The organism is Parabacteroides sp. PM6-13 (assembly GCF_029892605.1).
Classification (GTDB): Bacteria; Bacteroidota; Bacteroidia; order Bacteroidales; family Tannerellaceae; genus QVMG01.
In genome coordinates, this window is the sequence record NZ_JARXWF010000011.1 from 146,544 (window position 1) to 158,405 (window position 11,862).

Sequence of the window (11,862 nt, forward strand, 5' to 3'; positions counted from 1 at the left end):
GGATGTCACAAGACAGCAAATTGATATTTGTTGTAGAGGGCGATATTGACTACTCCTATTCACATTATCGGAATTTAAAAATCTCCTCGGGCATGTTTTGTTTCATTCCGGTCGGACAACGGGTAGTTTGCAACTCGCTTTCCGCTGCGACATTGGTTATTGTCAGATTGTTTTATTTGTCGGACAGTCAACTTTACCGACAATTATCCTCTTTATTGATCACAGAGGTTATCTGCGATGATGAACCCCAAGCACTTGAAACAAAAACACCCATTAAGCGATTCATCGAAGATTTATTTATATGCATGAACGACGGATTAATTTGTCAAAAATACCTCAATGGGAAAGTGAATGAATTGTTTTTCTTATTCAAGGCATATTATTCCGCATATGACATAAAAACGCTTTTCAAAGGGGTTGTCACACGTGATTTCCTTTTCATTGAGAATGTTTATCAACGTCATATGCAACATAAGACCGTTGAATCGTTGGCGAAAGCCATGAATAACTCAACCTCTACTTTTCGTAATCGATTTAAGGAGGTATTTGGTATTCCTGCTTACCAATGGATGAAACAACAAAAGATCATACTTATCCAACAGGAGTTGGAGTTAGGCACCAAAAGTTTTAAAGAAATCGCTTACGAATATAACTTCTCCAGTGTTCAGGTGTTCAACGATTTTTATAAAACCAATTTTGGAAAATCGCCGGGGGAAATCCGAAAGGTAACAGAGCTTACTTGAGCGGCAAATCAACGTGGAACACACTTCCTCTGCCCGGGAATGATTTGACACGAATCTTCCCGCCTAAAGCTTCTGTTATCCATTTGCTGATAGAGAGTCCCAATCCGACTCCCTGATGGAAATTTTCTGCTTTATAGAACGGATAAAAAAGTCTCTCCTGCTCTTTTTCGCTCATGCCTATGCCCGTATCGGCCAAAACAAACCGCAATGTATGGTTGCTGATTGTTTCATAAGTGAGCACAATGCTCCCTTCACGTGTATACTTAACCGCGTTGTCTACCAACTGAGAGAGCAGCTGTTCCAGCTTTTCAGCATCCGTATACAAAAAAACAGAGGGATGCGATTCGTCGAACGACAAGGTTACCTCAGCAGAGGTTTTGGGTAGATATTTTTCTATTACTCTTTGGCAGATAGGCTTGACATCCACCTCCTCTAATTGGTATTCTACATTTCCCCTTTCCAGCTGGGTATAGTAAAGCATTTCGTCTACCGTACGAAGCAATTGCTCGCTATTAAGTTGTATACAGTTTGTCAGTTCCCTGGTTTCTTCGGATTCATAGGTCTCAGCCAAAAAACAGGAGAGACCAACGATGGCATTGAGAGGTGTCCGGATCTCATGGCTCATATTTTCTATAAAAGAAGATTTGATTTTATCCACCTCTTTTGCCCGCAACAAATCAAGCTCCAGCTCTTGCTGATCAGTCACATTAATAGAATAACAGATAATATGGCTTGGTTGTCCATCCGAATTATATTTATAGACATGAAAATTGGTCGTAAGCCAATAGTAATCATTGTTGATCCATTGACGGTAGGTCGCTCTGAATTCACTGATTTTCCCTTTAATCAACATTCGAAAACCTTGATCATAGACACGTTCGACATCATCCGGATGAATCAATTCAAGGTGATTTTTAAAGGAAGCACCGGGGCTTTTCATGGAGTCCACATTACGCCCCCATACTTTTTGTCTATCAGACAACGAGTAATCGATAGCGACTGTATCCTCTTTCACATTGTATTCCCAAATAAAAGACTTGCCGGTGTCGACAGCCAGTTTCAGCTTGGTCAACATGCTTTTCATCTCTTCGTTCCGCTTAAAGTCCTCTGTGTTGTCGTATACTAATTGCAGATAGCCAAAAATAGACCCTTCAACATCCTTTAAGGGTACGTTTTCTCCGACTAAGCTTTTAAAATCGACTTGGGCTTCGGATTGGAAATAGGTCGATTTCACCAATTGAAAATCATATTGATTCTCAAAATAAGCCCTTTCCCCTTTCCGTATAAGCATTTTACTCTCGTCGGAAATCGTGGGATTCTCAAACAGATTAACACCTAAAACCTTTTCAGAGGTAGTCTCCAGGATATTAAGTCCGGTAGGATTGATGTCGACCAGGTATCCGTCTTTATCGTAAAGCTCGATTCCGACTGGTATGTTTTCGATGACCATCTGAAGCAGGATCTCATTTTGCATCGCCTTCATCGCCGAGAGATTTATTTTCTCCCGGAGCCTTTCCCGTTCAACAAAATAGGAGAAACAATTCGCCAATATATGGAGATTGTCGATATCCTCATTTGTCCATTGTTTGCTTGTAGAGGTGGTCTCTATACAAAGAAAACCATTACTCGTTCCCATAAGACGAGTAGGCACGCATAACAGTGAACGGACTTTATTTGCCGCCAACAAATCCAGACAGCCTAAAGCTTCCATTGAAATATCATCAAGATTATTGACAACAATATCCTGCTCTGACTTCAGGCGTGAAAACCACCAGGGCAATTGCTCCGCCGTCAAATTGAGATGAGAAGAAAAATACTTATCAAAGAAGCTTTTTACCCCTCCGACACCCTCCAAAACGGCTTCGTAAGCAAAAGAAATATGCGAAGCTTCGGTATGAATAATACCAAGATAAGCACGTTCTACATCAAAAAACGCAAGCACCTCTGCTAACGCTTCTGTAACGGCAGCATCCTCTTTTGAATAGAATAACAGGTCTGCAACTTGCGAAAGGCACTCCCGAAGACTTCTTTTCTTTTTTTCTAAAAAATAACCATTATTAAAACGGTATTTTGCATCAGTGCTCATAAGTATTATTAATGAAATTCGACTTTTTATGTCTGGCTCAAAAAAGCCAGTCCCCTCTAACTATCAGCGCAATTATAAAAACAGTTAAACAAAATTGATCTATTCAATTTCACATAATATTCTACAGTTACTATAGCTTGCAAACAAATGGTTTACATTCAGAAATATTTAAAAAACAAAAGTAGAGAGAACAGAACAGTTTGACGTACTTAAAAATACCATATAGTTACAGGAATCTGTTAGCCGGTCAACACCACCGTACCGTTGCTTACAGGCCTGATTTCGTTAAAAATGCAAAAATAATTTGCAGGTCTCGTTTGGGCATGCTTTCTTTGGTTTGTGATGTATTTCCTACGGGAAAAGGGTGATTTGTAATTAATTTCAGAGTAAAAACCATAGGCTCCTCTCTCAAACAGGAGCAAGATGAATGTTTATGAAAAAAGTACTATTTTTTTTAGCCATTGTATTCCTATCGGCGTGCAGCCATGAGCCTGCGCAAAAGGAATTGATACTCAACGATCTTGAGTATTTCGAAACACAAGGATTTAATGTGTTGGTGTATAACAATCCGTTTACCGGCGGGTTTAACGATGAAAAGACAGCCGGTCTGGAGCTTATCCACCATGGTGTGCGGACATCGACCGGAGGTGCCGTCAGACTCTCTAACACCCCCGAACAGTGGGACCTTGTTCCTCAAATGACAAACCGGGTGGTGAACAAAGAGGCAAAAAGCATCGAAGTGACACTCAGTTATCCGGATTACAATTTTGATTCGCGCGTAGTTGTCACCGCCAAGGGCAAAGGGGTGGAGATTGCTGTTCACCTCGACAAACCCGTTCCCGCCGCTCTTGAAAAGGCTGCCGGCTTCAACCTGGAGTTCCTGCCGTCGCAGTATTGGGGCAAGACCTACCTGATGGACGGGCGTGCCAGCCTGATCCCGCGTTATGCCGTAGGCAATACCGTTACGCGTCCTAACAGCGAAAAGCCTAAGCAATACAAAGGCTATGTCACTTCCGACGACAGAGGTACCGGTCGGTTTATCGATCCGCTGCCTTTGGAAACCGGTCGTACGATCGTATTGGCATCCGATTCGCCCGAACGTATGGTAAAGATCACTTCCGAGGAGACCGATCTGTCGCTTTACGATGGCCGCATCCTGGCACAAAACGGCTGGTTTGTCGTGCGCAGTATGCTTCCGGCAGGCAAAACCGGGAAGGTATTGACCTGGAACCTCGAAGGGAATACCATCGACAACTGGACGAGAGAGCCCAATATCGGCTTCTCACAAGTGGGCTATATTCCTTCACAAAAGAAGGTCTCTGTGATCGAGCTCGACAAAAAAGACAAACCACAGGCAAAAGCCTCTATCTATAAGGTAGACGAAGGAGGAAAAGCAAGCGAAGTATTCAGTGGCAAGGTAGAATCATGGGGTGACTACTATAAGTACCACTATGTGACATTCGATTTTTCCGCGGTTAATACACCCGGTGTTTATTACATCAAATATGGTAACCAGCAGACCAACCACTTCCTGATCGCAGACAACGTGTATAATAAGATCACCGATGCTACCAGCGACATCTGGATCCCCATTCACATGAATCATATGTTTGTGAACGAGGCCTACCGGGTATGGCATGGCGAACCCTTCAAAGAGGGGTATCTGCAGGCTCCGCCCAATACCGACCACTTCGACCTGCATGGCCAGGGTCCAACCACCGACACCAAATACAAAGGCTTGGAACATATACCAGGATTGAACATCGGCGGTTTCTTCGATGCCGGTGACTTCGATATCGAGACAGGAGCCAACATCAGCGTGGTGCAGAATTTTGTACAAACATGGGAATACTTCAAACCGCAGCGCGACCAGACGTTTGTCAGCCAGGAGCAACGCTATGTTGACCTGCACCGTCCGGACGGAGCGCCCGACATCCTACAGTTTATCGAACACGGTACCTTGCAACTGGTTGCCCAGGCAGAGATCCTTGGACACATGGCGCAGACCCTCTCCAACTCGGTGCTCGACAACTACCACCACCTGGGCGACGCCGCGTCTATCACCGACGGCCGCATCTACGATCCGAACCTGGGTCCCTACGAAGTGTCTCGCGACGGCAAGCGAAGTGGTGTAAAGGATGATATGTGGGCCTTTACCAGCCGCAATCCGGGACTCGACCTGCGGGCCGCCACGATGTTTGCTGCGGCAAGCCGGGCCCTCGAAGGATTCAACGACGACCTCTCCGCCAGAGCCTTGGTACAGTCGAAAAGACTATTGAAAGAGGCGACCGAACTGCTGGCAAAACAGCCGGAGCGCGGTGGTCGGATGGGTAGCGGAGGCGCTGATATGACCACCTATCTGCAACTGTATATCACCACCGGTGAACAACAATATATCGATAAATTCCAGGAGCTCTTATGGCCTGCGCTCGATCGCAACGTAAGCTTCACCATTCTGACCGCTCTGCATGCTATACCGCATATGGATGCCTCTTTCAAAGAGAAACTTCGTCCCTATATGGTGAAATACAAAGAGTATATCGAAGGACTTGAAAAAGAAAATCCGTACGGATTGCCTATTGGCCTAGGCAACTGGGCAGGCAGCGGAGGCATCGTTAGCTTTGGTACGACTATCTGCTTTGCCAACATGCATTTCCCGGACATTATCGATGTCGCGCATGCATTCAAAGCAACCAACTGGTTGTTTGGCTGCCATCCTTACCATAATTATTCGTTCGTAGCAACGGTTGGTGCTACCCGCCCCAAGGCAGTCTTCTACGGTAACAACCGTGCCGACTTCTCCTTCATTCCGGGCAACGTAGCACCGGGACTGCTGTTCCGCCACCCCGATCATTTTGAGAATTATGACGACTGGCCATTCCTTTGGGGACAGAACGAAGGAACGATCGGTGGTAATACCGCCTATCTGATTTTCGGAAGTGCTTTCAAAAACATCATCATTTCTGAGTAATCAGAGAGGATGAAAATCCATTCACGACACATATATTCAGCAAGAGAGGCCCTGATTTGGGCCTCTCTTTTTTGCATGTAAGCGAATTCTGTACTATTTTTGAGCTCATTTTCCAGGAAACGAAAAACACATTTATAATTATAATCTTATACAAAAGTAATATGGGAAAAACTAAAAGTCAGTGGAGTGTAGCCTTTAAAGTAGCATGTCTTGTTGAATTGTTTGAGCGAGCCGCCTATTATGGCGTATTTATTGTCATCACCCTTTATTTAAGTAGAATTCTTGGATTCAATGATATTCAGGCAGCCTCCATCGCCGGCGTCTTTTCTGCCTGCCTCTATTTACTTCCTACCTTTGCCGGTGCCCTGGCGGATAAAATTGGCTTTCGTAGCTCGATGTTATTGGCCTTTTCGTTATTGACATTGGGGTATCTGGGACTCGGCCTGTTTCCGACAATGCTTGAGTCGGCAGGATTGGTAGAATACTCGATGACGACCAAATTTACCGGTTTGTTGGAAAGCAACGCGCGCTATGGCATATTGCCCATTATGGCGTTGATCGTATTGGGCGGATCGTTTATTAAAAGTGTGATTTCCGGCACGGTAGCGAAAGAGACCACACCCGATAATCGTGCCAAAGGATTCTCGATCTTCTATTCGATGGTGAATATCGGTGCTTTTTCGGGGAAAGCCATTGTAAAACCTTTGCGCGATGCCATGGGGAACGAAGGGCTTATCACACTCAATTACTTCTCAGCCTTCATGACCTTCCTGGCGCTTATCGCCATCTGGTTTTTCTATAAAAGCACCCAACATGCCGGAGAGGGCAAATCGTTCCGCGATATTTTCCGTTCCTTGGTGAAGGTATGTAGCAACGGACGTCTGATTATTCTGATCTTTATCATCACTGGATTCTGGATGGTGCAGCAGCAGTTGTATGCCACCATGCCTAAATATGTCTTGCGTCTGGCAGGCGAAGGGGCCTCTCCCTCCTGGTATGCCAACGTAAACCCGTTGGTGGTGGTCTTGACAGTCAACCTGGTCACGCAGCTTATGCGCAAAAAGACGGCGCTTACCTCGATGACGTTCGGTATGTTTATCATGCCGGTGTCGGCACTTTGCATGGCGTATGGCAATGTGTTGGATCCCTCGCAGACGATTCTGGGTATGCATCCGGTGGCCTTTATGATGGTGGTGGGTATTGTGTTTCAGGGATTGGCAGAAACATTTATATCGCCCCGCTTCTTAGAATATTTCTCCCTGCAGGCACCCAAAGGAGAAGAGGGACTGTATCTCGGCTTCAGCCATTTGCATTCTTTCCTATCTTCACTCTTCGGATTCGGGCTGTCGGGCTTTTTGTTGAATAAATATTGCCCCGAACCCATGCTGTTCAACAGCCATGCCGAGTGGCAGGCAGCCAGTGCAAATGCTCATTATATCTGGTATTACTTCGGAGCGATCGCTCTTGTGTCCGCCATTTCCCTGATTATTTACGGAATCGTGGTAAAGAAATTGGATAATCGAAAACAGGTTGCTTAAAAACAGCCGCATCCATCTTCGGAACGGATAAGCTCATAACTCCATAAACGTTGCAGACGGTCAGCTTTTGAAAAGAAGAGCTGACCGTCTTCGCTATGTTGTTCCGGAGCAAAGATATCGATATTGCCAAGATAGACCTGCCCGTCGCTTGTGTACACTATCGGCACAAACCAATAGGAAGAGGCCGGGTCGTTGGCACCGGATACATCTTGGATATAGAGGTAATAATAGGTTTCCCCTTGGTAGGCGTAGGAATCGATAAAGCTACGAGGGTAGGAGATCCCACTCGTATAGTCGACCCGGTTATAGAAATCCAGGTTCTTATCGAGATAGGCTTTCAAGTTGTTCTTCGCTTCATTCAGCCAGGGAACGCTGTTCACGGGATTATCGACATCTTGATTCACCGTTTCAAACCAGTCGTATGAGCCTATCCGCTCTTTCTGACAGGAAGAGAAAACGGCAAGAAGAAGCAACCATAGCGATATTATTTTTAGGGATCTCATAAGTAGAGCTGTTTTCTTTTTAATTAATTCGGCTTGCAAGTTACGGCTTTCCGCGCAAAGAATAGTATGTACACAGAAAAAGAGAGGCCAAATGACCTCTCTTTTTACACATAGACTAATACCTTAATTCCTATTATTTCTCTTGGATCTCTTCCACTTTAGCTTCTTGCGTCAGGACGAATTCTACCGGCGCGGCATCTTCAGAGGAGGTAACCGCTACGGCTAATTTTCTTTCGTCACCGTTGTTAGGGATGGTTTGCAATACAAGTGCTTTCCCATCTTCCTGGCGGATAGCCCGGAACCAATCGCCTTCGATCGTATCGGCTTTCGCGGTGTTTTCTACATACTCCGCTTCGTCTTCACCAATCTTTACGGATACACCATCGATCCACCAATCGGCTTCGCTGGTCGCGTCAACCTTTACTTCAGAAGCTTCCGCTTTCACTGTCTCTTCGGTCTTCGCTAATTTTACGCTGTTTTCGGTTTTGTTATTGTCATCATCTTCACAAGCAGTAAACAGTACAGCTACTGCACACAACGCCAACATCAACTTTTTCATAATCTCATACGGTTCGCCTATACACCATAAGGTTTTTAATAAATAAAATACCTAACAATCTTTTTGCCTTTCTATAGACAAGATGCAAGTTTTTTATTTTCGATGCATGAGAGAAACAGAATTGCGGAAATATTTCTTTATTTAGCATTGTATCCGCTTATAGATCAAACCGATAGAGTGATGGTTAAAAATATGTTAAAGTAGCTTTTGACTTATGTAAGCCTCGTACGCTTTCGATAGATCGTCTACGCTTACGCCCAGTAGTTGCATCTCCTTGAATAGGGTAGGCAGGCTCTCTTCCATAAATTGCGCGTAGCGCATCTTTCGGATCTCTTCCCCCGCCGAGGGCGATACGTAATAACCAAGTCCCCGCTTATTATAGATAATCTCATTGGCCTGCAGACGCTCAAAAGAGCGCATCACGGTGTTCGGATTCACTTCCATCTCAACAGCCAGTTCGCGTACCGAAGGGATACGCTCGTCGGCTTTGTACTCTCCAGCGAGGATACGATCACATATCCGGTCGGCAATCTGGAGGAATATCGATTGGTTGTTTGTATAATTCATCGGATCTGCGTCTTTTTTAGCCGGACATACGCCGCGTAGAATAAAAGAATAGAGAAGACATATAGGATCGTATTATAATGATCGCCCAGGAAGTATAGGATATTTTCTATCGTTTCATAAGTTCGTGTTCCGCTGTTGATATCAGCTAAAGGCCCCTTTATTGTATAGAACAGAAGACGGGCAAACAGTCCGATCACAAGCGCTTCCACGGCTATGGCAATACCCAACGCATATTTCCGGAAAAGCACATACCCCAGGAAGAAATAGGCGGTATGGAAGGTGATGACGCCAAAACCTCTCATCGGATAGGTTAATTCTTCAAGCGACACCATAGGCACGTTGTTAAACCAATAGGCGACCCCGACAGAAATCCAATAGACCAGGATAAAGGCACCAACATAGAAAAAACCATAGATCAATAATGCAACAAACTTCTCTAATGTAGTAGCAGGCAAGGTGAGCCATAATCCTTTTCCGTAGTGAATTTTCTTACCGACATAAGACAAATAGCTTAATAAGAAAATAGTGATTCCAAACCAGAAGAGATTTACCCGATCACCTGTAAAATCATTCCACATCAATAAGAGGTAAGCTGCCAATAACAGGCCGGCACTAATCAGAAACAGTTTCTTATGTTCTATCCAGTCGATTTTCAAAACCAGACCAAGACGCTTAAAATCAAATATATTGTTCATCGTTGTTGTTTTTTAAGTTGTACGTAGCCGATATACAAGAAAAGGAGAGCAAATAGATAAAAGATGATATTCGCCTGTTGCCCTAAGAAATAATATAGGGCATCAAATACTCGGAATACAGACCCCATTGTGTAGATTTCCCAACGAGCATTCATCAGATAATCAGCAACAAAGGCCACACCACCTAAGAATAAAGCTTCTATCAAGAAAGCAATTCCCAGTGCCTTTTTTCTAAAAATCGTCGTTATCATTAAATAGTAAGCAAAATGGAAGGTTATAAAACCAAATCCTTTCAAAGGCTCTGCGAGTTGCTTTATGGAATAAATAGGTATATCTTGCAACAAATAGAGCACGAAACGAGCGAGGTGAAAAAGGAATAAAAATGCACTAACATATGCGATGCCGGCTATTAACAGAGCAACATATTTTTCCAGCGTTGTCGCCGGCAGTGTCAACCAAAGGCCTTTGGAATGATGTATTTTTTTATCGACATAATTCTGATATACAAACAAGGTCAAAAACAATCCAAACCACAAACCTGTAAACTGGGAAGGCTCTGTTCCCGACCGCATCACAAGTAAAGAAGGAACTATCATACAAACTGCTAAAGAAATCAGTTTTGTATATTCTTTCCAATCAGCGCGTAAGATCCAACCGACACGTTTTATATTGAATTCAGCATTCATCGTCGCTTCCGTTTAACGGGTGAATATTCGATTGATTTCTTTTGGCTGTTGGGTAACAGCCTGAAACAGGAGTTCGAGGGAAACAGGCGTCTCTTCATTCAAGACATTTTCGCCTACGCCTATCGTGCCCATCGGTGTCTGTTCCGTGTAGAACACGTTGTCGTCGGCAGTGACCGGACGGAAAAACAGACGCTTCGAAACTTCGTCTAAAGGACTATTCAGAAGAATACGCCGCCGCTCCATAATCAAGACCGAATCGATCAGACTCTCCAGGTCGCGCACCTGATGTGTGGAGATGATCACCGTCTGTTCCTCGTTCATGCTCGACGCCACCAGGCGGCGGAAAACGGCTTTCGACGGTATATCCAACCCGTTAGTCGGTTCGTCCATCAATAACAAAGGGGTATGGGCAGCCAGCGCCAGCGTGATCGCTGCCTTTTTGCGTTGTCCCAGCGACATCTTCGACATCCGCTTGTTGGTCTCTATTTCAAACGATTCGATACAGGTGTCCCATATATCTTTCCGGAAATTGGGAAAGAAAGGCGCATACATACGACCATATTCCACGACCGTGACATCCGGCAGGCTCACCTCTTCCGGCAACAAATAGATTTGTTGCAGAAATCCTACCGCCCTTTCTTTTGGCACATAATTCATCACATGGCAATCGCCCTGTTGCGGAAACAACAACCCACACAATACATGCAATAGTGTTGTCTTCCCCTCTCCGTTCTTGCCCAATAGCCCGTAAATATGCCCGGGAGTCATCTGCAGACTTAGTTTATCAAGTACCGGAGTGTTTCTTTTATAAGCAAAGCTTACCTCTCTTAATTGGATCATATAATAAACATTTTAGTGTATTAGTTAATTAGTACACCGCAAATGTACATCTATTTTTGAAACAACCAAACATTTCTTCATTTTTTTCCACCCTCAGAAGCAAAAAAATACAAATAATTCGCCCAACACCCATTTGACAATATGTAATCAAAAAGGCATTTTTACTTTACAATATGATACGTTAAAAAGTGTTACTCGCGGGACTAATTTTAAATACCCCTACGTTTTTGGAAAAATAGTCGGGCGTTTTTGACAAAATGTAAGTTTCGCTTAGCGCAGCGTAAAGCAATTTGGTCAAATTGGAAATCTTCGAATTTGGGAAAATTGGAAGGAGAAAGGAAATAGGAGAAAGGAGAAAGGGAGTGTCTTCAAATTCGGTAAGATGGGAAGGTAGGAATATATATATTCATGGCTGAAGGCCACAGCGGGCCTGAAGGGCCGAGTCCCAGTGGGACGAAGACTTAGCCCACGGGTAAGCAGGCCAGAGGTCTGCGCAACCCTGGGATTCCATGGATATATAAAAATGAGTTCTGTAAGAACGAAAGAAGAAAAGCACTATTCACAGGCGCTATCACCATGTATCCTATCATACTATCTATCGTTCCTTCAGAACTCGACTTATTGTATTGTCATGATACCCAGGGTGGCGCAGACCTCCGGCCTGCTTACCCATG

10 protein-coding genes are annotated in these 11,862 nt (G+C 44.3%); 3 read left to right on the forward strand and 7 right to left on the reverse strand.

Going from position 1 to position 11,862, the window contains the following annotated elements; genetic code table 11:
* The first annotated feature begins 2 nt into the window (after window positions 1–2).
* Window positions 3–743: a helix-turn-helix transcriptional regulator gene (locus M2134_RS11715; RefSeq protein WP_280751225.1), complete on the forward strand. Its 741-nt coding sequence runs from the start codon at window positions 3–5 to the stop codon at window positions 741–743.
* Here the strand turns inward: M2134_RS11715 and M2134_RS11720 are convergent.
* Window positions 736–2,829 carry an ATP-binding protein gene (locus M2134_RS11720; protein WP_280751224.1) on the reverse strand — a complete coding sequence of 698 codons (2,094 nt, stop codon included), beginning with the start codon at window positions 2,827–2,829 and terminating at the stop codon, window positions 736–738. The two genes, M2134_RS11715 and M2134_RS11720, sit on opposite strands and share 8 nt — an antisense overlap.
* Window positions 2,830–3,262: 433 nt before the next feature.
* Between M2134_RS11720 and M2134_RS11725 the strand changes: the two genes are divergently transcribed.
* Window positions 3,263–5,800, forward strand: a complete 2,538-nt coding sequence (locus tag M2134_RS11725) for a cellulase N-terminal Ig-like domain-containing protein (RefSeq protein WP_280751223.1) — start codon at window positions 3,263–3,265, stop codon at window positions 5,798–5,800.
* A gap of 161 nt (window positions 5,801–5,961) precedes the next feature.
* A complete protein-coding gene (locus M2134_RS11730) occupies window positions 5,962–7,338 on the forward strand; it encodes an MFS transporter (RefSeq protein WP_280751222.1) in 1,377 nt (458 codons plus the stop codon).
* On the opposite strand, the gene M2134_RS11735 is transcribed toward M2134_RS11730, so the two are convergent.
* The 6 genes from M2134_RS11735 to M2134_RS11760 form a co-directional block, all read right to left on the reverse strand.
* Window positions 7,335–7,841 (reverse strand): hypothetical protein, encoded by a 507-nt coding sequence (locus M2134_RS11735; protein WP_280751221.1) that lies wholly within the window; start codon window positions 7,839–7,841, stop codon window positions 7,335–7,337. The genes M2134_RS11730 and M2134_RS11735 overlap by 4 nt on opposite strands.
* A 133-nt stretch (window positions 7,842–7,974) precedes the next feature.
* On the reverse strand, window positions 7,975–8,400 hold the full coding sequence (locus M2134_RS11740; protein ID WP_280751220.1) for a hypothetical protein: 426 nt from the start codon (window positions 8,398–8,400) through the stop codon (window positions 7,975–7,977).
* Window positions 8,401–8,595: 195 nt separating this feature from the next.
* Window positions 8,596–8,967, reverse strand: coding sequence for a GntR family transcriptional regulator (locus M2134_RS11745; protein ID WP_280751219.1), 372 nt, complete (start codon window positions 8,965–8,967; stop codon window positions 8,596–8,598).
* Complete coding sequence (locus tag M2134_RS11750) at window positions 8,964–9,662, reverse strand: hypothetical protein (RefSeq protein ID WP_280751218.1); 699 nt, start codon at window positions 9,660–9,662, stop codon at window positions 8,964–8,966. Before M2134_RS11750 ends, M2134_RS11745 begins: the two co-directional genes overlap by 4 nt.
* Entirely contained in the window at window positions 9,659–10,348 is a 690-nt protein-coding gene (locus M2134_RS11755) for a hypothetical protein (protein ID WP_280751217.1), read from the reverse strand. Before M2134_RS11755 ends, M2134_RS11750 begins: the two co-directional genes overlap by 4 nt.
* A gap of 12 nt (window positions 10,349–10,360) precedes the next feature.
* Entirely contained in the window at window positions 10,361–11,188 is an 828-nt protein-coding gene (locus M2134_RS11760; RefSeq protein WP_280751216.1) for an ABC transporter ATP-binding protein, read from the reverse strand.
* Between the last annotated feature and the right edge of the window lie 674 nt (window positions 11,189–11,862).